Below are 22,767 nucleotides of genomic sequence, written 5' to 3' on the forward strand. Positions count from 1 at the left end.
ATCGGGTCGGAACCGTCGACCGACACCGTGGCGTCATCCGTGAAGCCCGTACCCGTCACGGTGACGACCGTGCCACCGGCCACCGGGCCGTTGTCGGGGTCGAGCGTGGTGATCGTCGGGACCGCAGCCGCGTCGTCGGTGTACGTGAAGTCGAGCGGGTCGGACGTCCCAGCGGGCGTGGTGACCGTGACGTCGACCGTGCCGACGGCGTGCGCCGGCGTCGTGAACGTCAGCTCGGTACCGTCGTCCGAGACGGAGTCCGCCTCGATCGGGTCGGAACCGTCGACCGACACCGTGGCGTCATCCGTGAAGCCCGTACCCGTCACGGTGACGACCGTGCCACCGGCCACCGGGCCGTTGTCCGGGTCGAGCGTGGTGATCGTCGGGACCGCAGCCGCGTCGTCGGTGTACGTGAAGTCGAGCGGGTCGGACGTCCCAGCAGGCGTCGTGACCGTGACGTCGACCGTGCCGACATCGTGCGCCGGCGTCGTGAACGTCAGCTCGGTGCCGTCGTCCGAGACGGAGTCCGCCTCGATCGGGTCGGAACCGTCGACCGACACCGTGGCGTCGTCCGTGAAGCCCGTACCCGTCACGGTGACGACCGTGCCACCGGCCACCGGGCCGTTGTCCGGGTCGAGCGCCGTGATCGTCGGCACCGCGAGCGGACCGGCGTTCGGACCGACCGCCGCCGAGGCGAGGTTGACGACGGCGGTGCCGGCAGCCGGCAGGAGTGCGACGCGCAGTGCACGCTGCGTGAAGACGCCGTCGGCGCTGGTCTCCTGCACGTTGGCCTGCAGCGACACGACGGTCGTCAGGGCGTTGGCAAGCGGTGTGACCACCGTCTCGCCCAGGCCGGCGACGACCTGGTTGATCGGGGCGACGACCTGCGCCAGCACCGGGTTCACGATGGGCAGGACCTGGCCGACCGGCACGGGGACGCCGAGCACGGTGACCGAGAGGCCCTGCAACGAGGCGGTGAGCTGCGTGACGACGCCCTGCAGCGCGGTCGTGACCGCCGGCAGGAGCTGCGTCGTGAGCGCGTCCGTGATGTACGGCAGCAGCTCGGTGTTCGCCGGCAGGTTGTTGATGTCCAGTCCGGCGTTCGTCAGCACCGCGGCGACGTCGACCGTGATCGCACCGGTCTGCAGGTTCGCCGTGATCGAGCCGTCGGCGCTGGTGACGTCACCGGTGGCCGAGTCGAGCACCGTGACCAGGTTCGGGATGCCGTCGACCTCGACGAGCGGACCGAGCACCGCGAGCAGGTTCTCGAGGTTGTCGACCGTCGGCTGGAGCGTGCCGAGCGTGGTGCGGAGGTCGGTCACCGTGGCGCCGAGCGCGGGGCTCGTCAGCGACAGGTCGAGTCCGGCGATGCCGTAGTCGCCCGTCTGTGCACCGTCCGGGCCGGCTGCTTGGGCAGCCGTCGCCGAGACGGCACCGACCTCGAGCTGGGCGTTCGCGAGTGCGCCCGCCAGGTCGGTGCCGATGAGGCCCGACAGGTCGAGCGTGGCGTTGGACTGCGGGACGCCGTCCTGGCCGCCCACGCCGATCCCACCGGTGTTCGTCACCGCGCCGGACGCGGCGACGGAGCTGCCGTCGGCGTTGGCGGCGGCGTACTGGTTGACGGCACCGAGGGTGAGGATGCCGTTGTTCCCGAGCAGGTTGAGACCCCCGCCGAGGTTCACGTTGACCGCGTTCAGCGCGGTGACGTCGAGCGGGTGGACGTCGGTGTCCGCGGCCCCACCGGTGTTCACGGCGTCCGCCGGGGTCACCGTGAGGATGTCGTCGAGGTTCAGGCCGAGCGCGGAACCGCTGATGAAGCGGCCCTCTGCGGTCGACGCGACCGGTGCAGCCATCGCAGGGGCTGCCGCGAGGATGCTGCCGCCGGCGCCGAGGAGCGCCACGGTGACGACCGCGACCCCTTGTGTCCGACCTGACCATCGGGTGGAAGTGGGCGCCCCCGGTTCTTTCTGGGCGCGCGCGAGTGCTCCAAGCCTCATTGGCTGTGCTCCTGATCCTGGTGCTGGTCCGGCAGTTGGTGATGCTGCCTACAGCGCGAGTGTGGTTCCCGTGAGCGTAACCCTGAACGGGTGCACAAGACCAGCACCCCCGAACGGGGGTCTGCGCTCCGCGGATGCGGATCCGCGGTCAGATCTCGACGTCGCTGCCCATCGTCACGGTGCGCTGTGCCGGCAGCCCGAAGCGCGCTGCGGGGTCGGCCGCGTTGTGGGCGAGGCCGACGAAGAGCTTCTTCCGCCAGGCGACCATCCCCCGGTTGCCGGGCACCGGGCGGAGTGCGCCGCGGGAGATGAAGTACGACGCCCGGAGCACTTCCTCCGGGTCGATGTCGAGCACCTCGGCCAGGCAGGCGGCGTGCAGGGCCTTCGGCAGGTCCTGGTCGTCCGAGAACCCGAACTTCACCGTGATGTGGTCGATGCCGTCGTCCTCGTAGCCGAGGTCGTCGCGGAAGAAGGCCTTCGCGTGCGGGACGTGCGGCACGTTGGCGGTGAGCACCGAGACGATCAGGACGGTCCGGTGCACGACGTGGTTGTGCTCGACGTTGGCCCGGAGCGCCAGCGGGGTGGTCTCCTTGTTCGGGTGCGGGAACACCGCGACCCCGGGCACCCGCGGGATGTGCTCGTGGTTGATGCGGTCGATGAAGTCGGCGAGCGACCCTTCGCGCTCCTTCCGTTCCTCCTGCACCAGTGCGCGTCCACGGCGCCACGTCGTCATCACCGTGATCACGGCCAGGGCGATGAGGAGCGGCACCCAGCCGCCGTGGATGATCTTCGACAGGTTGCCGGCGAGGAAGGTCAGCTCGAGTCCGCCGAAGGCCACCGCCGCGACCACGAGCTTCCAGGTCGTCCACTTCCACAGCGGGCGGACGACGAGCAGGAGCAGGAGCGTGTCGACGACGAGAGCACCGGTGACGGACACCCCGTACGCCGTGGCGAGGTTCGCCGACGACCGGAACGCGAGCATGATCGCGAGCACGCCGATGAACAGCAGCAGGTTCACCGCGGGCAGGTAGATCTGGCCACTCTCCCGCCGCGAGGTCTGCCGGATCGTCAGCGGCGGCAGCAGCCCGAGCTGGACGGCCTGGCGGGTGAGCGAGAACGCCCCCGAGATGACGGCCTGGCTGGCGATCACGGTCGCGAGCGTCGCCAGCACCACCACGGGCAGTCGCAGCGCGTCCGGGAACAGCAGGAAGAACGGGTCCTTCGCCGCCGACGGGTCGCGCAGCACGAGCGACGCCTGCCCGAGGTAGTTCAGGACGAGCGCCGGGAACACCACGAAGAACCACGCCCGCAGGATCGGCGAGCGGCCGAAGTGCCCCATGTCGGCGTAGAGCGCCTCGGCGCCGGTGATGACGAGCACCACCGCGCCCATCGCCACGAACGTGATGTAAGGGTGCGCGAAGGTGAACGAGATCGCCCAGGTCGGCGAGAGCCCCTGCAGGACCCCGGGGTGCTGCAGGATGTGCGGGACGCCGGCGGCGGCGATCACCACGAACCAGAGCAGCATCACCGGGCCGAACAGGTTGCCGACCTTGCCGGTGCCGAAGCGCTGCACCGCGAACAGCACGACCAGGATGACGGCGGCGATCGGCACGATCAGGTGCCCGACCGACGGTGCGGCGGTGCCCAGCCCTTCGACCGCGGACAGCACCGACACGGCTGGGGTGATCACGGAGTCGCCGTAGAAGAGCGAGACGCCGACGATGCCGATCACCAGGAAGATCACCGCGCCCCCGCGGCGCTTGGCGTAGAGCCGGCGGGCCAGGGCGGCGAGTGCCATCACCCCGCCCTCGCCGTCGTTGTCGGCGCGCATCAGGATCAGGACGTACTTGATCGAGACGATGATCGTGATGCTCCAGAACATCATCGAGATGACGCCGTAGACGTCTTCCTGGTTGGCCTTGACCAGGCCGTCATCGATCGTGAACACCGTGCGCAGGGCGTAGAGCGGACTCGTGCCGATGTCGCCGAACACCACCCCGAGTGCGGCGAGCGCGAGGACGGCGACGCCCTTGCGCGGGCCGTGGCCACCGTCGTCGGTGGTGTCGGTCGTGGGGGTGGTGTGGTCCGTCGGCTTCGACGGTTCCGTCGGGGTCTCGGAGCGGGTCTCGGTCACGCTCGGCACTTCCGTCTCCGGCCGTCCGGGCGACGGCCGCCGCTCATCATCGCACCGTGCGCGGGATGCGCTCGCAGCTGGCGCACATGCGTGCGCACCGCGGCTCTCGACGTGCGCACGGGGCGGACGGGAGGCACGTGGCGGGCCCGCACCGCGCCTCCCGTCCGACAGCGGGCCGGGTCTCAGGGACGCAGGCCGCGCACCAGGTCGTGGACCACGCGGGCGGCGCGCGCCGCGGCGCCGTCCAGGTGCTCGCGGAACTCCGCACCGTCGGGCGCGCACAGGTCGCTGATGCACCGGACCGACACGAACGGCATGTCGTGCACGTGCGCGAACTGCGCGATGGCGGCCGACTCCATGTCGACCGCCGCCACGTCGGGGAAGGCGCCGCGGAGCGTCCGGGCGCGTCCCTCGGTGACGAAGACCTCGCTCGAGCCGATCGTCGCCGAGCGCAGCGGCCAGGCGATGTCGGCACCCATCGCCAGCTCGACCAGTCGGGCGTCCGGTGCGTACCCGGTCGGCATCCCGGGCACCTGGCCCAGGGCGTAGCCGAACGCCGTGGCGTCCGCGTTGAGGTTGACGTAGCGATCGCCGACGACGACGTCCCCGATCGCGATGCCGTGCATGAGGCCGCCGGCGGTCCCGACGCTGATCACGGGGATGCCGGGTCCGAAGTCGTGGAAGCCGTGCGCGACGGCGGCCGTCGCGTTCGTGAAGCCGATGCCGCTGCGGCGGACGGCGACGGTGGCGCCGCCGATGTCGAGCAGCTGGTGCGGGTCGTGGCCGCCGACCGGGCCGTCGAGGATCGGCACTCCGCCGAAGAGGTCGGCGAAGGCGGAGACCTCTTCGCTCATGGCCGCGATGATGATCGCGACGGGCACCTGTTCCTGCACTGATCGATCCTCGCACGGCGAGGAGCCACAAGATGTCAGTTACCGCTGCCGGGCGAGCTCCTCGGCGACGAACGCGGCCATGGCGTCGGCGCCGAAGTGGTCGTCGGCGGTGATCGTGACCACGGTGTCACCGTCGGGGTGGTCGTCGAACAGCAGCATCTGCCCGTACGCCCCGTGCAGCCGCCACAGCTGCCCCGGGCCACCCCACCCGGCCATCGCGTAGCGGTGGTACCCCGGCCCGGTCCCCTCGCGCTCGACCCAGTCGGAGTGCATCGCGTCGCACCAGCGGGCGCTGACGATGCGCTGCCCGTCGACCACACCGCCGTCACGGATGAGCCTGCCGAGGCGCGCGAGTTCCTCGGTGCGGAGTGCCAGGCCTTCACCTGCGGCGACGTACCCGTTCGCGCAGCGTGACCACTCGACGTCGTCGATGCCGAGCGGGTCGAACAGGCGTCGGGACACGAACGTGCCGACGTCGCCGACGCGGGTCTCGAGCACGCGCATGGCGGTGTAGGTGCTGACGTTCGCGTACTGGAACACGCGGCCCCGCGAGGGGCGCCGCAGGAACTCGGCGGCCAGGTCCGGCCAGTCCGTCAGCTCGGTCGCCGACCAGGGCATGTCGATCCCGCTCGTCATCGTGAGCAGGTGTCGGAGGGTGACCTGGTCGACGCCGTCCCCGAACACGAACCCGGCCAGCGATGCGGCGATCGGTTCGTCGACGTCCACCAGGCCCTCGTCGGCGGCGATCCCGGTGGCGAGGACGCAGACGCCCTTGGCTGCGGAGTGGATCTCCTCGCGCACGTCGGGCGTCCAGCGGTCCTCGGCGACGTCGTCGTTCGCAGTCCGGACGTGCAGGCCGTGGGCGCCGAAGCCGGTCTCGTCGACGTGCCGGACGATCGCGTCGAGGATGCTGGTCGCGGTGGTCACACGCCATCCTCTCGCGTGCAGCAGACTGCGTGCCCTGAACGGGACGGACAGCCGACAGGAGGCACGTGGCGGGCCCGCCACGGGCCTCCCGTCCGATGACCCGGCGCTACTGCGATCGCAGTACGTGCGCAGGTCGCCGTCTTGGTCAGATGGTTCCGTCCCGAGCCGCCCGTGCTCGTGACGTGAGGAGCACCATGCGCACCGTCGTCGTCACCGGCCCCGGATCCGTCGAGATCCGCGACGAGCCCGTCCCCGAGGTCGGCCCCGCCGACGTCCTGATCGCCGTCAAGGCGTGCGGAGTCTGCGGCTCCGACGCCTTCTACGCCGCGCGCGGCGGCATCCCGCCGCGTGAGGGGCACACGCCCCTCGGGCACGAGGTCGCCGGAGAGGTGGCCGCCGTCGGCGACGCGGTCGAGGGCATCGCCGTCGGCGACCACGTGGTGGTGAACCCGATGGGCGACCCACGCGGGATCATCGGCAACGGCGGCCCCACCGGCGGGCTCTCCGAGTTCCTGCTCGTCGAGCAGGCCGTGCTCGGCACCAGCATCGCCCTGGTCCCGCAGGACCTGCCCTGGCAGGTGGCCGCGCTCAACGAACCGATGGCGGTCGCCCTGCACGCCGTGAACCGGACCGCGCCGCAACCGGGCGACACGGTCGTCGTGTTCGGTGCCGGCCCGATCGGGCTGGGCGCCGTGATCAGCTACAAGGCGCTCGGCGTCGGGCACGTGGTCGTCGTCGACGTGATCGCGTCGCGGCTCGAGAAGGCCCTGCTCGTCGGAGCCGATGCCGTCGTGAACTCGGCGGACGAGCCGCTCGACGAGCGCCTGATCGCCCTGCACGGCGAAGCACGGGACGGCGTGGGGCACGGCGGGAAGTCCGGCACCGACGTCTGGCTCGACGCCGCCGGGGTGCCGGCCACCGTGCAGACGGCGCTGCGCCTGGCGAAGCACCGCGCGACGATCGGCGTCGTGGCGGTGCACAAGCGGCCCGTGGAGGTCGACTTCGGTGACCTGCTGGCCGTCGAGCCGACGATCGTGACCGCGATGGGGTACCCGACCGAGATCTTCGACGTCACCGAGCACATCATCGCGAACCCCGGGGCGTACGCGCAGATCGTCAGCGACGTCTTCCCGGCGAGCGACGTGCTCGAGGCCCTCCGGGTGGCTGCGACCCCCGGTGCGGCCGACAAGGTCGTCGTCACGTTCGACTGATGCCGGTGACCAGGAAGGTCGCCGTGCAGTACGCCGTCACGGTGTGGCGGGATCGGCCGCGCCGCGGGCTCGTGCTCGCCGTGCTGTCGGTGCCGAGCAGCCTCGTGATGGCGGGGTGGAAGGTCGTCCTGTTCTGCGCGGCTCCCTCGTTGTTCCTCACCGCGACCGTGGTCTTCACGCTCGGGGTCGCGGCCGCGAAGGTCTGGGCCGTTCGTCGGCACCGGCTGTCGTTCGCGTTCGATGCGGCGAACGGCGACCGGATGCGGTTCCGGCAGGCCGGACACCGGTGGATCGGGGGTGCGGTGACCGCGATGTCGGTCGTGTTCGTCGGGTGCAGCGTGCCGATGCTCGTCGGGCGGGCGCACCCCGTGCACTATGACCAGTGGGTGGCGATCGTCATCGCGGCGGCGACGTTCGCGGAGCTGGGGATCGGGGTCTGGGGTGCGGTGACCGCGCGCAAGGACGGGGAACCACTCGTCGAGGCGACGAAGCTCGTGAACATCGCCGCCGCGGTGGTCCTGCTCGTGCTGACCCAGTCGGCACTGCTCTCGTTCGCGGGCAGCGCCGAGGACGCTGCTGCGTCCACGGGTGCGAGCGGGGTGTTCCTCGGCGGTGTGGCCGCGGTGATCGGGCTCACGATGGCGCTGCGGCGGTTCCCGGAAGCAACGGCGCCTCGGCCGGCGCCGACCTCAGTCGACCAGGCCGGCCTGGAACGCGAACGCCACGAGCTGGGCCCGGTCACGAGCGTCGACCTTCGCCATGGCCCGGTTCACGTGGGTCTTGACCGTGAGCGGTGAGAGGAAGAGCTCGGCGCTGATGGCGTCGATGCCCTGACCTCGGCTGACCATCACCACGACGTCGTGCTCGCGAGCGGTGAGGGCCTCGAACCGCCGGGTCATCTCCGGATCGACGGAGGACGCGGGGGTGCGGGCGACCTGTCCGATGAGCGCCGCTGCGGCCGCCGCGGACAGCGCCCCTCCGCCCGCTGCCACCTCCTCGATCGCCGCGACGAGCTCTGCGGGCCCCGCGGCCTTGCTGAGGAACCCGTTCGCCCCGGCACGCAGCGCCGCGAAGACGAGTTCGTCCTGGTCGAAGGTCGTCAGCATGACGATGCGCACCTGCTCGGCGGTGCGCTCGGCGCGGATCCGTCGGGTCGCCTCGACCCCGTCGATGCCCGGCATCCGGATGTCCATCATGATGACGTCCGCCGGGACCGACAGCGCCGTCTGCACCGCGGCGAGCCCGTCGCCGGCCTCGCCGACGACCTCGATGCCGTCCTGGCGGTCGAGGATCGCACGGAGCCCCAGTCGGATCATGTCCTGGTCGTCGACCAGGATCACTCGTGTGGTCATCGTGCTCCGTTCGCGGTGGGCAGGTGGACGCGGACGACGAACAGCACGCCGTCCGGCGCGGCCTGGACGGACCCCTCGACGGCGGCGACGCGCTCGCGCATGCCGACCAGACCGAGCCCACCGGTCCGGCCTGCGACGGGGTCGCTCGCCGGGTTCCGCCGGCGGGGGTTGCGGACCTCGAGGACCAGGTCGTCACCGGCGCGGGCGAGGGTGACGGTCGTCCGGCCCTCGCCGTGTCGGTGGGCGTTGGTGAGCGACTCCTGCAACACCCGGTAGACCGTCACACCGATCGGCACGGAGACCGGGCCGACGTCGTCCAGTCGGGCATCGACGTCGAGGCCGATCCGTTCGTACGACGCGATGAGTCCGGGGAGCTGCTCGATGCCGGGGGCAGGTGCCGTCGGGTCGTCGAGGTCGGCGCCGCTGCCCGACGCCGAACGGAGCACCGTCAGGACGTGCTGGGTCTCCGTCAGGACGTTCCGCACCCCGTCCCGGGCGGCATCCAGCGCACGCCGGGCCTCGTCGGCCCCGGCGGGCAGGGTGACCTCGGCGACCCCGAGCTGCATGCTGACCACCGCGATCTCGTGCCCGATGACGTCGTGCAGGTCCCGCGCGATCCGGACGCGTTCCTCGGCCACGCGGCGTTCGGCCTCGAGTTCCCGCGTGGCGACGGCATCGGCGGCGCGCTGTTCCAACGACGCTCGGTACTGGTGCTGGACCCGCAGCCCCGAGCCGATGGCCGCCGCGGCGACGACGGAGATGAGGGCGCCGAGGGCGGTCGGCACCGCGCCGCCCTCTCCCGGCGCGAGGAGCGTGCCGATGACCACACCGGGGGCGACGATCGCAGCGGCGCGGACCGGGTGCCCCTCCCGCGACGAAACCGCGAACAGCAGCAGCACGGCGCAGCTCCAGGTCACGATCGGCGACCAACCAGACAGTCCTCCGAGCACCGGCGCGATCGTGGCGAGGCCGAGTGCCGACCACGGTGTCCACGGTGCCGCGACGACGGCGAGCACGGTTGCGGCGACCGCGATGCCGGGCCCCGGTCCGGCGTCGGCAGCGATCACCCGACCAGACTCGATCGCGCACGCGAGCAGGACGACGGCAGCCGTGCCGCGGAACACCCAGCGGTCGTCCGGACGCCACGAACCCCAGATCGCCCGCAGTCGCCGCATGCACTCATCCTGTCGTGCGCGTGAGCGGCCCGGCTACTGCGAACGCAGTAGTCGGGGGTACCACCGATCGGGGATCTGCCCGCGACCCGTCCCCGGGACGATCGACACCAGGCCGGAACGATCCGGCCCCGACCGGAGGAACCGCCATGACGCTGACCACGACGAACACCGCCCCCATGACCTACGACTACTGCACGGTCGAGGTCCCACGGGGCAAGGACGCCCTGTACGCGGACACCTACCGCAACTTCGGCTGGACGCCCGACGGCGCGGACCGGACGGTCGGACCGAACCGCCGGCGCACCCTCGGCCTCCGCCGCGACCGTGCCGTCCGCTCCGTCGAACTGACCGAGCTCCAGCAGAACGCCGAGGCCGCTCTGGCCACGATCGACGCACTCGAACGCTCCCGCACGACCGCGGCGTCGGTGGTCGCGTACGCCCTCGGCGCGATCGGCAGCGTCCTGCTGGCCGCTTCGGTGTTCGCCATGCAGGACACCGTGGCCGTCCCCGACCTGCTCGGCGGGCTCGACCCGGTGACGGTGTTCCTCGTCGGGGCCGGCGGTCTGGTCAACTGGGCGATCGCTCCCGTGGCCTTCCAGCTCGTCCGCGCGGCGCGCACCAAGCGGATCCGTCCGGCCGTCGACCGCCAGTTCGACGTCGTCTACGGCGCGTGCGAGGCGGCCAGTCGCCGCCGGACCGCCTGAGCGCGGCCCGAGCCCCGATGACGAACACCATCGCCCGGGAAGCCGCTGTCCTGCACGCGCCGGTCCCCCGCCACCTGGAAACCCGGGTGCTGTACGCGCCGACCGCGTTCGTGCCGCTCCACCGGCACACCCTGGAGCAGTTCGGCTGGACGGTGACCGTGCAGGGCGGACGGCTCGGCACGACGTCCCTGCTGCTCCAGCGGCTGCGCACCCGGCCAGACCCGGCACGACCGCTGCTCGAGCGTCGTGCCGAGCGGGCGCTGGCCCGGATCGCCGCCCTCGAGCAGCAGCCGGCCCGGTTGGCTGGTGTGGTCGCCACCGCGGGTTCCGCGGTCGCCGTGCTGGCGGTCGCGCTCGGCGGTCTGCTCGCCCTCGGCGGGGACCCGACGCTCGTGCCGGTCCTCGTCGGTGCCGGCGTGTGGATCGCCGCCGTGGCCGCAGCGCCCGGCATCCGGTCGTGGCGCACCGAGCGGAACCAGACCGCACTCAGCCGGGAGTACGCCGCGATCGACGCGTGCACGCACCCGCCCGTCGGGTCGTGACGACGGCGGAGTCCCGCGCACGGAGCACACACGACGGCCCGGTGGGATCCCCACCGGGCCGTCGTGTGTGCCGGAGCCGACGGGTCAGTCCTCCAGACGGATCGCCAGGGCCGGGCAGACCGCCGCGGCGTGGCGCACCGCATCGACCTGGTCGTCGGCGACCTCGTCGGTCAGCAGGACGGCGATCCCGTCCTCGTCCCGTTGGTCGAACACGTCCATCGCGGCCATGACGCACTGGCCGCTGGCGACGCACTTGTCCTGTTCGAGGATGACCTTCATGACTCGTTCCCTCCGGTGGTCGAGCTCGCGCTCGTGGTGGTGTGGTGGTCGACGGGGCACCACGTGACGGGGAGCTCGTACACCCCGTAGACGGCGCCGTCGTGCTTGAACGGGACCTCGTCGAGCGGGACCGCGCGAGCGAGGGTGGGGATCCGACGGAACAGCGTCGGGTACACGACCTGCAGTTCGACCCGGGCGAGCGGCTGGCCCAGGCACTGGTGCACGCCGAACCCGAACGCCACGTGGTTCCGCGGGTTGCGGGTCAGATCGAGCCGGTCCGGGTCCGGGTAGACGTCCGGGTCCCGGTTCGCCAGGTCCGTCGCGACGATCACCCCGTCACCGGCGCGGATCGTGGTGCCGGCGACGTCGAGGTCCTCGGTCGCCACGCGCTTGCGTCCGTCGTGCGTGATGGTCAGGTAGCGCAGCAGTTCCTCCACCGCCGAGGCGACCAGCGCCGGTTCGGGGTCGTCGAGCAGGCGGTCGCGCTCGTCCGGGTGCTCGAGCAGGGCGAGCGTGCCGAGGGCGATCATGTTCGCGGTCGTCTCGTGCCCGGCGATGAGCAGCAGGATCCCCATCTGCACGGCCTCGCCCTCGGTCATGTCGCCGGCGGTGACCCGCGCGGCGATGTCCGTGAGCAGGTCGTCGCCGGGTTCCGCCGTCTTGCGGCGGAGCAGCGACGTCAGGTACGCACCGAGCTCGCGGAACGCCTGCTGCCGTTCGTCGTCGGTCGTGGTGCGGCGGATGATGGTCTTCGAGTGCGCCTGGAACCGGTCGTGGTCCTCGTACGGCACGCCGAGCAGGGCGCAGATCACCAGGGACGGCAGCGGGAGCGCGAACGCCTCGACCAGGTCGACCGGGTTCGGGCCGGCGAGCAGCTGGTCGATCAGGTCGTCCGTGATCCGCTGCACCACGGGGCGGAGCGCCTCGATGCGTTTGATCGCGAACGGCGCGGTCACCATCCGCCGCAGCCGGGCGTGGTCCGGGTCGTCCATCAGGATGAAGGACAGCCCGCCGCCACCGCCCGAGGCGCTGGCGGAGGGGTACCCCGGGTTGGCCGCGTCGGCGCTGACGGACAGGCTCGACAGCACCTGCTTGCCCTCGTCGTAGCGGGTGACGAGCCACGGCTCGCGGCCGTCGGCCAGCGTCACGCGGTGGACGGGGCCGTCCTCCTGCAGCACGCGGGCCGAAGGCGGCGGGTCGAAGGGACACCCGGCGGTCCGCCGGTCCATCGGGAACGTGTCCGGTCGGTCGGCGGTGATCGGTGGGTCGGTCATGGTCTGCTCCTCTGTGTTCGGGTGACGGCCCCGGTCAGGCGACCGGAGCGGACGGCACCGGTCAGCCGACCGGTGCCGGGCTCTCGGCGGCAGACACCGCAGACACGGCAGGTGCGGCAGGTGCGGCAGACAAGGCAGGCGCCGCAGACGCGGCAGACGCCGCTCCCGGCACGTACCGGGGATGCAGGCGCATGCTGGCGATCCGCGCCTGCTTCGGCATCCCCCACCCGAGCGCCCCGACCGCCTCACCGGCGCGTTCGGCCACGGCGACGAACCGGCCGTCCTCGGGGTGCCCGTCGACGACGGTGACCCGGTCGGCCGGGGTCATCTGCCCGAAGACCTGCACGCGGGTGCCGTGCTGGTCCGTCCAGAAGTACGGCACCGGTGTGTACGGCACGCGGCGCCCGAGGACGTTGCCGGCGACGACCTGCGCCATCTCGGTCGCGTTCGTGCGGTTCTCGAGCCGCATCGGGCGCCCCGCGCCGACGTGGTGGAAGCGGGCGACGTCGCCCACGGCCCAGACGCCGGGTGCAGCGGCTCCGAACGCGTCGCAGTCGATGCCGTCCGTGACCTCCAGGCCGGACGCCTCGAGCCACCCGGTCGTCGGGCGGGACCCCACGGCGACGACGACGGCGTCGGCCGGACGGCTCGGGCCGTCGACGAACTCCACCGTGTCCACGCGACCGTTCCGGCCGCGGACCCGCGCGGCGCGGACCCCGCCGAGCAACCGGATGCCGGCCGCCTCGTGCTGTGCCGCGAGGAACTGCGAGCCGAACCCGCCGAGCTGCCCGCACATCGGTGCACGGATGCTCCCTGCGAGCGTGACGTCCACGCCGACGGACGCGACGGTCTGTGCCACTTCGCTGCCGAGCACGCCGTTCCCGACGACCAGCAGCGGCCCCTGCAGCGTCTGCAGTCCCGCTCGGAGCCGGTCCGCGTCGGCCCGGGTGCGGAGGACGTGCACGCCGTCGAGCCCGGCCCCCGGGATCGCACGCGGCGTGACACCGGTGGCGATGACGACGTGGTCGGCGGCCCGGGTGGTGCCGCTCGTCGTGGTCACGGTCCGGGTCGCGACGTCGAGGGCGACCGCGCGGTCCCCGAGGACGAACTCGGCGTCGAGGCCCGCGAGCTGCTCGGTCGAGCGGAGCACCAGGGCGTCCGCACCGATCTGCCCGGCCAGGTACTGCTTCGACAACGGAGGCCGGTCGTACGGGTCCTCGGTCTCGCCGTCGAGCAGTGTCAGCCGGCCGACGTGCCCGTGGCGGCGGAGCGCCTCGGCCGTCGCGACACCGGCAGCCGAGGCGCCGACGACGAGGACGGATGCGTGGGGATCGGTCCGAGGGACTCCGCTACTGGCCATGCTCCGAGCCTCGCCGGGCCCAGCAGTGCCGGACTACTCCGGGCGGACCGACCGGGATACCGCAGACGCAGTACGCGCCGCGCCCGACGATCGAGCACCCTGGACCGGTGACCCGCACCCGCACCGAACACACCGCCCTGATCGTCGTCGACCTGCAGGCCGGGACCGCGCCGTACCAGCGCACCCACCCCGTCGAGACCGTCGTGGCCAACGTCGAGACCCTCGCCCGCGCCACCCGTGGCGGCGGCGGCACGGTGGTGTTCATCCGCCACGACCCCGCCACGACCCCGGCAGGCGCGACCCAGTACGGCGGCGGCCCCCGCCCGGCTCCGGTCGCCTACGGCTCCCTGCTGCTCGAACGGGCCGACGACGACGGCAACCTGACCCGCGGCGGGTGGAGCGCCTTCGCCGGCACCGGCCTCGACGAACGGCTCCGCGCCGACGGCGTCACCGAGGTGGTCGTGGTCGGCCAGGCGACGACCTTCGGCGTCGAGTCCACGGCTCGGGCCGCGTACGACCTGGGCTATGACGTCGTCCTCGTCGAGGACGCCACCAACGATCCGGACCCCGACGCCCACGCCGCCCGGTTCCGCTCGGTGTTCCCCGCCCTCGGCGTGGTCGTGCAGACAGCCGACCTGGCGGGGCCGGGCGCGGCCTGAGCGGCAACCGGGGGGCGGACGGGAGGCCCGTGGCGGGCCCGCCGTGTGCCTCCCGTCCGTCACGTGGTCCGTCCAGGGCCGACCCTGTAGGACGGACGGAGGCGAGCGCACGCTCGCCTCGACCCGAGGAGCACCCATGGCCGCGAAGACCATCGTCATCACCGGCGCGAGCGACGGCATCGGCGTCGCCGCCGCGCGGGAGCTCGTCCGCCGCGGCAACGAGGTCGTCGTGGTCGGTCGCAACCCCGCCAAGACCGAGCGGGTCGCCCGTGACCTCGGCGTCGACCACTTCGTGGCCGACTTCTCGGACCTGTCCGCCGTCCGGGAGCTCGCCGCGGACCTGCTGGAGCGCTGCCCCCGGATCGACGTGCTGGCCAACAACGCCGGCGGCATCTTCAGCGCGGGCCGCCAGGTCACCGTCGACGGCCACGAGCTGACGTTCCAGGTCAACTACCTGGCGCCGTTCCTGCTCACGGAGCTGCTGATGGACCGGCTCATCGCGTCCCGCGGAACCGTCATCAACACCTCGAGCGTCGCGAACAAGCTCTTCGGCCGGGTCGACATCGACGACCTCGACGCCGAGCGGCACTTCCGGGCCACCAAGGCCTACGGTGACTCGAAGCTCGAGCAGATCCTGTTCACCAAGGAGCTCGACCGTCGGTACCGCGACCGCGGTGTGACGTCGACGGCGTTCCACCCCGGCACGATCAGCACCGGGTTCTCGAACGACAAGACCTCGCCGATGTACCTCGTGTACCACACGCCCCTGCGCCACGTGTTCCTGACGACACCGGAGAAGGGCGCCGACACGCTGGTGTACCTGGCGGACAACACCCCCGGCCGCGACTACCCGACGGGCGAGTACTACGTGAAGCGCAAGGTGGCGGCACCGAACCCGCAGGCCGAGGACGCCGACCTGGCCCGAGAGCTGTGGGACCGGAGCGTGGCGATGCTGCACGCGGACTGACCGGCAGCGCTCCGCGTCGGTCGGCGGCAGCGCTCCGCGTCCGTGTCCGGCGCGCTACGCCTGGGTGTTCGGTGCCGTGATCATCGGGGCGACAGCGAGCGCCTGAACGGCGCTGCGGTCGTCGGCTGACCTGGTCAGCGTCAGCGTCAGCGGTCCGGAGTGCGCTCGGCGAGCCGGCGCAACCGTTCCTCGGACACCGACCCCGGTTCCGCCGTCCACAGCACGATCAGCTGGTCGTGGTCCATCGCCGACGCCAGGATCTCCCAGTCGAGCTCGACCGTACCGACGACCGGGTGACGCAGGGTCTTCCGCCCGGTCCCGCGACCGGCGACGGCGTGGGCGGCCCAGATCTCCCGGAACTCCGGGAAGTCGGCCGTCATCCCGTCGACGACCCGGCGGAGCTCGGGGTCGTCGGGGTACCGCGCGATGTCACCCCGGAGCTGCGCGATGGCGAGCTCGACGACCTCTGCCCAGTCGGCGTACAGGGCTCGCATCGCCGGGTCCGCGAACAACAGCCGGATGAAGGTGCGGTCCGCCGGTGGGATCGCCCCGAAGTCGGTGATGAGCGCGGCACCGAGCCGGTTCCAGCCGATGATTCGCGTCAACCGTCCGAGGACGAACGCAGGTGTCGTCGCGAGGTCGTCCAGCGCGCGTTGCAGCGCCGGTTGCACCGCCTGCACGCTCGGCAGTGGCGGAGCGGCCTCGGCCTTCCCGGTGAGGTCGGTCAGGTACGCCCGGTGCTCGTTCGTCAGACGCATCACGTCGGCCAGGTCTGCCAGCACCGGAGCGGACACCGCGATGCGGCCCTGCTCGATGCGCGTGTAGTACTCGACGCTGATCGACGCGGCCTGGGCGACTTCCTCCCGACGGAGGCCCGGCACACGTCGCCGCACGTCCGCAGGGATCCCGAACGCCGCCGGGTCGAGTTCCGCACGCCGAGCGCGCAGGAAGTCACCGAGCTCTGCTGCGCGCACGTCGATCGCCACGTCGGGCAGTCTGCCACCGGACGGAGAGGGGGAGAGATCCGTGCCCTCCACAGCGCGGACGCCGGCTGGCATCGTCGGGTGCGTCCCCGACCACGAAGGAGCCACCATGAGAGCGATCGGTCTGACCGAGTACGGAGCACCCGATGTGCTGCACGAGGTGCAGCTGCCGGAACAGCACGCGGGACCGGGCGAGGTCCGTGTCCGGGTCCGCGCCGCTGCCGTGAACCCCGTCGACACCATCATCCGGTCCGGAGGGTTCGCCGGCAACGACCGTGCGATCGCCGAACCCGTCGTCCCCGGTACCGACGTCGCCGGTGCCATCGACGAGATCGGCCCGGAGCAACCCGAGGGGTTCGACCTGGTCGTCGGGGACTCCGTCACCGGGTTCGTCGTGCCGGACGGGAGCCACGGTGGCTACTCCGAACGGATCGTCCTGCCGAGCCTGTCGGTGACCCGGATGCCGTCGAACGGCTCGTTCGCCCGAGGCGCGGCGTTCCTGTCGAACGCCCTCACCGCGGAGATCACCCTCGAACACCTCGCCCTGGAGCCCGGCCAGACCCTCGCCGTGACCGGTGCGACCGGCGCCGTCGGCGGGTACCTGGTGCAACTCGCCGCTGCGCGCGGCATCACCGTGATCGCCGATGCGCGTCCCGCCGACGCAGAGCGCGTCCGCGGTCTCGGCGCGGCGGTCGTCCTCGACCGTGCGGCGGACTTCACCGCAGGGGTCCGGGACGCCACGAACGGTCGCGGTGCCGACGCGGTCGCGGACCCGGCGGTCCTGACCGACCAGGTCGTCGACGCTGCTCGCGACGGCGGGCAGGTCGCGTTCTACCTGCCGACCGACGTCGACCCGGGCCGCGGCATCAGCGTGTTCGGGTCCTACGTGATGCGCTCGAACCTCCGGCACGACGCCATCGAGCGGCTCGCCCGATCCGTCGACCGGGGCGAGCTCACGGCAGATGTCGCCGGAGTCGTCCCCGCCGCCGACGCTGTCGCCGCCCACGAACGACTCGAACGGGGCGGCGTCCGCGGCCGGCTCGTCCTCGAATTCTGATCCACACGACCCACGAAGGAACCCCTCTTGGACACCACCGCAACCCTCCCCGCCGTCGGACAGACCTGGCTCGCCGACCTCGGCCCGGACACCCCCCTCGGACACTTCACCGTCGAGATCACCTTCGACACCGACACCCAGGTCACGTTCCACGTCACCGGGGGCGCCATCGCCGGACGGACCGAGACGATGCCGTACACGACCACGAAGGTGCGGGACGGGCTCTACGTGGTCCGGTGGACGGAAGACGACGCGGGCGACCACGTCACCCACATCGAGGACTACGACGCCGGGACCTGCATGGCCAGCTCCGTGGTCGGCGGGGAGTTCATCCAGCTCAGCGGCACCTGGACACGCGTCCGCTGAGCGTCGCGCTCACCACCAGAACGGTGCCTGCGGCTGGTAGGGCGCCTCGATCGCGGCCACCTCGTCGTCGGTGAGGTCGATGTCGAGCGCGGCGACGGCGTCCTCCAGGTGGTTCGGCTTGGTCGCGCCGACGACGGGTGCGGAGACGACCGGGTTCCGCAGCACCCAGGCGAGCGCGACCTGGGCCATCGGGACACCCCGGTCCTCGGCGATGCGCTGCACCGCGTCGATGACGGGCCCGTCGGCGTCGGAGTCGAACGCCTTGGCGACCTCGTCCACGCTCGAGCGGGCCGTCTCGACGCCGCGTGGGCGGGTGAGCCGCCCCTTCGCGTTCGGGGAGTACGGAACGAGGCCGACGCCCTGGTCGACGCACATCGGGATCATCTCCCGCTCTTCCTCACGCTTGAGGGCGTTGTACTGGTCCTGCATCGTCGCGAACGGCGTCCACCCGTTCACCGTCGCAGCCGTCTGCATCTTCGCGAACTGCCAGGCCCACATCGACGAGGCGCCGAGGTACCGGACCTTGCCCGCCCGCACCAGGTCATGCAGCGTCGCCATGGTCTCCTCGACCGGGGTCTCCGGGTCGAACCGGTGGATCTGGTACAGGTCGATGTAGTCGGTGCCGAGGCGGGAGAGCGACGCGTCGACCTGTTCGAGGATCGCCCCGCGCGAGAGGCCCGAACCGCCGGGGCCGTCGTGCATCTTCCCCGACACCTTCGTCGCGAGGACGATGTCCTCACGTCGTGAGAACTCGCGGACCGCGCGCCCCACGAACTCCTCGCTCGAACCCTGCTGGTAGACGTTCGCGGTGTCCCAGAAGGTGATGCCGAGCTCGACCGCCTGCCGGAAGAACCCGCGGGCGCCGTCCTCGTCGATGGTCCAGGAGTGCAGACCCCGAGCGGGGTCGCCGTAGCTCATGCAGCCGAGGGCGAGACGACTCACGACGAGTCCGGTCGATCCGAGACGGGTGTGGTGCACGGTGTCCTGCTTCCGGTGGTGTGCGGCTGCGGCGACGGACGACGCCTCTGGACGGGGGTCGTTCCCGCGTCACGTTCGACCCTAGGGAAACGGAGCCGAGCACGGGGTGCACCAGTGGGGCACCGCTGTGGCTCAGGCCACCGCGGGCGCACCCTTCTCGACGGCGGCCAGGCCGTTGAGGGTGCGCGGGTAGCCGATGTACGGCAGGAGCGCCGTGAGCACGTCGAGCATCTCGGCGCGCGTGTTGCCGACGTTCTGGTTGGCGGTGACGTGCGCGGCGACCTGGCCGTCCGCTCCCCCGAGTGCGACGAGCACCGCGAACGTCAGGAGTTCTCGCTGCCGGACGTCGAGACCGGTCCGCGTGTAGTAGTCGCCGAAGCAGTTCGCGGACAGGAACCGCTGGAAGCGCGCCGCATCGCTCGGGGCGTTCGCGTACATGGCGTCGACCGTGTCACCACCGACGATCTCCCGCTGTGTCGCGATGCCGCGCTCGGTCCGGTCCGCAGGGGTCGTGGTCGCCTGCGACCGGAGCCGCGGTGCGGTCCCGCGCGCGGTCAGCACCTCGTTCACCGCGGCCAGGAACCCCAGGCTGCGGCCGATCCCGACGTAGGCGCCGGCCTGGTACACGACCTCCTTCACGGCGATCGGTGACACACCGGCGTCGAGCGCAGCGTCGAGGAGCACCCGGAACGGTTCGACGGCACCGACGGCGACCAGGGCGCCGAGCTGGTACTGCAGGCGATCGGTCGCGTCGAGTGCGCTCTCCGCGACCGTCTCCGTGAAGGTGAACGCTCCGATGCGTTCGACGAACTCCGGGTCCGTCGTGCTGAATGCTCCGAGCAGCGCATCGTGCTCGGCGTTCGTGGGCTGGTTCGTCGTCATCGGTGTTTCCTCCGCTGTTCCGTGGGTCACTCGCGTGGGTCGCTGACGAGCGAACACCGCACCGGAGACGGCTGGGATGCACCGTCGAGAGGTGCTCCACGAGGGCATCCCTCGACCGTCCACACCCTCGTACGGTGGTGGAGCAGCGCACTGGCCCGACGAACAGGATGAACATGTCCGACTGGAACCCCGACACCATCGCGGCGATCGCCGCCTCCGACGACCTCCACGTCAGCCCGTTCCGGGCGGACGGCACGACGTACGGCACGCCGACCTGGATCTGGTCGGTCGTCGTCGATGGCGACCTCTATGTCCGCGCCTACAACGGGCAACGCTCCCGCTGGTACCGCTCCGCGATCGAACAGGGCGCCGGCAGGATCAGCGCCGCAGGGACCGAACACGAGGTGGTGTTCGAATCCATCGGCCCCGACCTGAACAGCCGGATCGACCTCGCGTACGAGACGAAGTACGCCGGCAGTCCGTACCTCCCGCCGATGCTCCAGGACGGACCGACCTCGGCGACCGTCCGGATCAGTCCGCGCGCGTGACCACGGCAGGGGCGCGGTGGACGCGCCACAGGGCGGACGGGAGGCACGGTGCCAGCTGGCGCCGTGCCTCCCGTCCGGTGTCCTGGCAGTGCACCCCGCGCCCCGGCGCGGACTCGTAGGGTCGCCTCATGACCACGAACCGCGACGACGTCAAGGACTTCCTCGTCAGCCGCCGTGCCCGGGTCCGCCCGGAGCAGGTCGGCCTGCCCGGCGGGCCCAACCGGCGGGTCGCCGGCCTGCGCCGCAGTGAGGTCGCGATGCTCGCCGACGTCAGCGTGGAGTACTACTCGCGGCTCGAGCGCGGCAGCCTCTCCGGCGTCTCCGACGGCGTCCTGCACGCCATCGCCGGCGCGCTGCTCCTCGACGACGCGGAGCGCGACCACCTGTTCGACCTCGCACGGGCGGCGAACGCCTCCCCGGTCCGTGGACAGCGCCGCGCAGCGACGCCGAAGACCCTGCGCGTCGGGCTCCAGTACACGCTCGACACGTTCACCGGCGGGCCGGCGTTCATCCGCAACGACCGACTCGACCTGCTCGGTGCGAACGCGCTCGGCCGGGCGCTCTACGCGGACCTGTTCCGCAGGTCGGAGCGGCCGAACCTCGCCCGCGCCGCGTTCCTGGACCGGGACTGGGCCGACGCGTTCCACCCGGACTGGGACGTCGCCGCCGACCAGAGCGTCGCGATCCTCCGCACCGCGGCCGGCCACGACCCCCACGACGAGGACCTGCAAGCCCTGATCGGTGAGCTGTCGACGCGCAGCCCGGAGTTCCGGGCGAAGTGGGGTGCGCACGACGTCCGTCGGCACGCCACGGGCGAGAAGCACTTCGTCCACCCCGTCGTCGGCGTCCTCGACCTGCACTTCGAGGGGTCACGGCTGATGAGCGACCCGGGCCTCAGCCTCCTGCTCTACAGCGCGGAACCCGGTTCACCGACGGCCGACGCGCTCCGCCTGCTCGGGTCCGTGGCCGCGACGGAGCAGCGGGACTCCGCCGAGCACCGTGGGACCGACGTCCGGAGCTGACGCTGTGCCGTCGCCAGCGGTCACTCGCTCGTGATGCGGATCGCTGCCAGCGCCGCGACGAGGAGCACCACGGCGGCGACCACGAAGCTGGTCTGCGTCCCGACCACGAACTGCGACCGGTCCGCCAGGAACGCCCCGAAGACCGCGATCGCCACCGCCCCGCCGACCTGCCGGAAGGTGTTGAACACCGCGCTCGCGGTCCCCGACCGCTCAGCGGGGACGCTGGCGAGGACGACCGACGTCGCGGGCGGCATCGCGACCGACCCGCCCGCGCCGGTCAGGATCGTGCAGACCGCGACCGCGACGACCGAGTCGAGGGGTGCGAGCACGATCACCACGACGAGACCGAGCACCATCGTGCTGAGTCCGGCGACGACGGGGACCCGTGCGCCGAACCGGTTCACGAGGGTGCCGCACACCACGTTGCCGACGATGCTGAACGCCGCGGACGGCAGGAACACCAACCCTGCTGCCAGTGGTGACAAGCCGAGGTGCTGCTGCAGGTAGAGGCTCAGGACGAAGACGCTGCCGAAGTTGCCGACCATGAACGCGAACCCGACACCGAGGGCGATCCGCATCCCGCCGGAGCGGAACAGGTCGAGCGGCATCATCGGGTTCCGACCGTGCGCCTGCACCAGCAGGAACCCGGCGACCGCGGCAGCGGCGACGACCAACGCGACGACCACGTACCAGCGGCCGAAGCCCGTCGCAGCGCCCTCGATGAGCCCGAAGACGAGCCCTCCGAGCGCGAGCAGCGCGAGGACCTGACCGGCAGCGTCGAACCGCGCCGGTCGCCGAGCCGACGAGGCCACCCGGACGAGCATCACGAGCATCACGACGCACACCGGCAGGTTGATCGCGAACACCAACCGCCAGTCGAGCGTCGTCAGCGCGCCGCCGAGGATCGGTCCCACCGCTCCGGCGACCGCGCCACCGACGGCCCAGATGCCGAGGGCGTGCGCCCGCTCGCGGGCCTCGGGGAAGGCTTCGCGGATGAGCGCCATCGACGCGGGCAGCATCACCGCGGCAGCCGCGCCCTGGACCGCTCGCGCGGCGATCAACGCGCCGAGCGTCGGGGCGAGGGCACAGGCGACGGAGGCCACGAGGAACCCCGCGATGCCCCAGCCGATCGCCCGCTTCGCCCCGATCCGTTCGGACAGGTTGCCGGCGAACAGCAGCAGCGAGGCGAACAGCAACGTGTACGCGTCGATCACCCACTGCTGCCCCGAGGTGCTGCCGCCGAGCTCCCGACCGATCGTGGTCAGGGCCACGTTCACGATGAGGATGTCGAGCGTGATGAGGAAGAACCCGAGCGCGGCGAGCACGAGTGTCAGCCGCGCGGCTCGGTGCGGGCCTCGATCGGTCGGGACGTCGGCTGTCGTCGGAGCGGTCACGGTTCGATGCTCCCCCGCCCGTTCACGTGCGGGGATGCCCTGACCGGGAACCCCTCCCGGGCG

General features: G+C 71.9%; 23 protein-coding genes. 10 read left to right on the forward strand and 13 right to left on the reverse strand.

What is annotated here, in order from left to right; genetic code table 11:
- From ACVKXF_RS00005 to ACVKXF_RS00020, 4 genes are all read right to left on the reverse strand, one after another.
- Nucleotides 1-1,901, reverse strand: a 1,901-nt coding sequence (locus tag ACVKXF_RS00005) for a choice-of-anchor G family protein (RefSeq protein ID WP_456794462.1), incomplete at its 3' end; no start/stop codon positions are given.
- Nucleotides 1,902-2,145: 244 nt separating this feature from the next.
- Nucleotides 2,146-4,131, reverse strand: coding sequence for a potassium transporter Kup (locus ACVKXF_RS00010; protein ID WP_123312134.1), 1,986 nt, complete (start codon nt 4,129-4,131; stop codon nt 2,146-2,148).
- A 182-nt stretch (nt 4,132-4,313) separates the two neighbouring features.
- On the reverse strand, nt 4,314-5,024 hold the full coding sequence (mtnN, locus tag ACVKXF_RS00015) for a 5'-methylthioadenosine/S-adenosylhomocysteine nucleosidase (protein ID WP_456794463.1): 711 nt from the start codon (nt 5,022-5,024) through the stop codon (nt 4,314-4,316).
- Between the two features lie 39 nt (nt 5,025-5,063).
- Entirely contained in the window at nt 5,064-5,951 is an 888-nt protein-coding gene (locus ACVKXF_RS00020; protein ID WP_456794464.1) for a serine hydrolase domain-containing protein, read from the reverse strand.
- 194 nt (nt 5,952-6,145) lie between these two features.
- Here ACVKXF_RS00020 and ACVKXF_RS00025 point away from each other — a divergent pair, with 194 nt between their 5' ends.
- Together ACVKXF_RS00025 and ACVKXF_RS00030 are read left to right on the forward strand one after the other, a co-directional pair.
- Complete coding sequence (locus ACVKXF_RS00025) at nt 6,146-7,162, forward strand: zinc-dependent alcohol dehydrogenase (RefSeq protein WP_456794465.1); 1,017 nt, start codon at nt 6,146-6,148, stop codon at nt 7,160-7,162.
- Nucleotides 7,162-7,959: a hypothetical protein gene (locus ACVKXF_RS00030; protein WP_456794466.1), complete on the forward strand. Its 798-nt coding sequence runs from the start codon at nt 7,162-7,164 to the stop codon at nt 7,957-7,959. Before ACVKXF_RS00025 ends, ACVKXF_RS00030 begins: the two co-directional genes overlap by 1 nt.
- Here the strand turns inward: ACVKXF_RS00030 and ACVKXF_RS00035 are convergent.
- Together ACVKXF_RS00035 and ACVKXF_RS00040 are read right to left on the reverse strand one after the other, a co-directional pair.
- On the reverse strand, nt 7,852-8,514 hold the full coding sequence (locus ACVKXF_RS00035) for a response regulator (RefSeq protein WP_456794467.1): 663 nt from the start codon (nt 8,512-8,514) through the stop codon (nt 7,852-7,854). The genes ACVKXF_RS00030 and ACVKXF_RS00035 overlap by 108 nt on opposite strands.
- On the reverse strand, nt 8,511-9,689 hold the full coding sequence (locus ACVKXF_RS00040) for a sensor histidine kinase (protein ID WP_456794468.1): 1,179 nt from the start codon (nt 9,687-9,689) through the stop codon (nt 8,511-8,513). Before ACVKXF_RS00040 ends, ACVKXF_RS00035 begins: the two co-directional genes overlap by 4 nt.
- A gap of 146 nt (nt 9,690-9,835) precedes the next feature.
- On the opposite strand from ACVKXF_RS00040, the gene ACVKXF_RS00045 reads away from it, so the two are divergent.
- Together ACVKXF_RS00045 and ACVKXF_RS00050 are read left to right on the forward strand one after the other, a co-directional pair.
- Nucleotides 9,836-10,393, forward strand: a complete 558-nt coding sequence (locus ACVKXF_RS00045) for a hypothetical protein (protein WP_456794469.1) — start codon at nt 9,836-9,838, stop codon at nt 10,391-10,393.
- Between the two features lie 17 nt (nt 10,394-10,410).
- The gene (locus ACVKXF_RS00050; RefSeq protein WP_456794470.1) at nt 10,411-10,935 is read left to right on the forward strand and encodes a hypothetical protein; all 525 of its coding nucleotides are present in this window, start codon (nt 10,411-10,413) and stop codon (nt 10,933-10,935) included.
- 84 nt (nt 10,936-11,019) lie between these two features.
- Here ACVKXF_RS00050 and ACVKXF_RS00055 read toward each other — a convergent pair whose 3' ends face one another.
- The 3 genes from ACVKXF_RS00055 to ACVKXF_RS00065 all read right to left on the reverse strand — a co-directional run bounded on the left by ACVKXF_RS00055 (nt 11,020) and on the right by ACVKXF_RS00065 (nt 13,848).
- Nucleotides 11,020-11,214 carry a ferredoxin gene (locus ACVKXF_RS00055; protein ID WP_456794471.1) on the reverse strand — a complete coding sequence of 65 codons (195 nt, stop codon included), beginning with the start codon at nt 11,212-11,214 and terminating at the stop codon, nt 11,020-11,022.
- Nucleotides 11,211-12,488 carry a cytochrome P450 gene (locus ACVKXF_RS00060; RefSeq protein ID WP_456794472.1) on the reverse strand — a complete coding sequence of 426 codons (1,278 nt, stop codon included), beginning with the start codon at nt 12,486-12,488 and terminating at the stop codon, nt 11,211-11,213. The genes ACVKXF_RS00055 and ACVKXF_RS00060 overlap by 4 nt, the downstream gene beginning before the upstream one ends.
- Before the next feature lie 61 nt (nt 12,489-12,549).
- Nucleotides 12,550-13,848 carry an NAD(P)/FAD-dependent oxidoreductase gene (locus ACVKXF_RS00065; protein WP_456794473.1) on the reverse strand — a complete coding sequence of 433 codons (1,299 nt, stop codon included), beginning with the start codon at nt 13,846-13,848 and terminating at the stop codon, nt 12,550-12,552.
- Nucleotides 13,849-13,955: 107 nt separating this feature from the next.
- Between ACVKXF_RS00065 and ACVKXF_RS00070 the strand changes: the two genes are divergently transcribed.
- Nucleotides 13,956-14,507 (forward strand): cysteine hydrolase, encoded by a 552-nt coding sequence (locus tag ACVKXF_RS00070; protein ID WP_456794474.1) that lies wholly within the window; start codon nt 13,956-13,958, stop codon nt 14,505-14,507.
- A 136-nt stretch (nt 14,508-14,643) separates the two neighbouring features.
- Entirely contained in the window at nt 14,644-15,474 is an 831-nt protein-coding gene (locus tag ACVKXF_RS00075) for an SDR family NAD(P)-dependent oxidoreductase (protein WP_456794475.1), read from the forward strand.
- A 146-nt stretch (nt 15,475-15,620) separates the two neighbouring features.
- Here ACVKXF_RS00075 and ACVKXF_RS00080 read toward each other — a convergent pair whose 3' ends face one another.
- Nucleotides 15,621-16,460, reverse strand: coding sequence for a helix-turn-helix domain-containing protein (locus tag ACVKXF_RS00080; protein WP_456794476.1), 840 nt, complete (start codon nt 16,458-16,460; stop codon nt 15,621-15,623).
- A 106-nt stretch (nt 16,461-16,566) separates the two neighbouring features.
- Between ACVKXF_RS00080 and ACVKXF_RS00085 the strand changes: the two genes are divergently transcribed.
- Nucleotides 16,567-17,514, forward strand: coding sequence for a quinone oxidoreductase family protein (locus tag ACVKXF_RS00085; protein WP_123310077.1), 948 nt, complete (start codon nt 16,567-16,569; stop codon nt 17,512-17,514).
- 27 nt (nt 17,515-17,541) lie between these two features.
- Nucleotides 17,542-17,880 carry a MoaF-related domain-containing protein gene (locus ACVKXF_RS00090; RefSeq protein ID WP_123310079.1) on the forward strand — a complete coding sequence of 113 codons (339 nt, stop codon included), beginning with the start codon at nt 17,542-17,544 and terminating at the stop codon, nt 17,878-17,880.
- Nucleotides 17,881-17,889: 9 nt separating this feature from the next.
- Here ACVKXF_RS00090 and ACVKXF_RS00095 read toward each other — a convergent pair whose 3' ends face one another.
- Nucleotides 17,890-18,858 (reverse strand): aldo/keto reductase, encoded by a 969-nt coding sequence (locus ACVKXF_RS00095; RefSeq protein WP_456794477.1) that lies wholly within the window; start codon nt 18,856-18,858, stop codon nt 17,890-17,892.
- Between the two features lie 132 nt (nt 18,859-18,990).
- Complete coding sequence (locus tag ACVKXF_RS00100; protein WP_456794478.1) at nt 18,991-19,740, reverse strand: carboxymuconolactone decarboxylase family protein; 750 nt, start codon at nt 19,738-19,740, stop codon at nt 18,991-18,993.
- 173 nt (nt 19,741-19,913) lie between these two features.
- Between ACVKXF_RS00100 and ACVKXF_RS00105 the strand changes: the two genes are divergently transcribed.
- Nucleotides 19,914-20,288, forward strand: coding sequence for a DUF2255 family protein (locus ACVKXF_RS00105; protein ID WP_123310085.1), 375 nt, complete (start codon nt 19,914-19,916; stop codon nt 20,286-20,288).
- A 128-nt stretch (nt 20,289-20,416) separates the two neighbouring features.
- Complete coding sequence (locus tag ACVKXF_RS00110) at nt 20,417-21,310, forward strand: helix-turn-helix transcriptional regulator (RefSeq protein WP_123310087.1); 894 nt, start codon at nt 20,417-20,419, stop codon at nt 21,308-21,310.
- A gap of 20 nt (nt 21,311-21,330) precedes the next feature.
- Here ACVKXF_RS00110 and ACVKXF_RS00115 read toward each other — a convergent pair whose 3' ends face one another.
- Nucleotides 21,331-22,704 (reverse strand): MFS transporter, encoded by a 1,374-nt coding sequence (locus ACVKXF_RS00115; RefSeq protein WP_456794479.1) that lies wholly within the window; start codon nt 22,702-22,704, stop codon nt 21,331-21,333.
- Between the last annotated feature and the right edge of the window lie 63 nt (nt 22,705-22,767).

The sequence above is a fragment of the Curtobacterium sp. PvP017 genome (assembly GCF_054060195.1).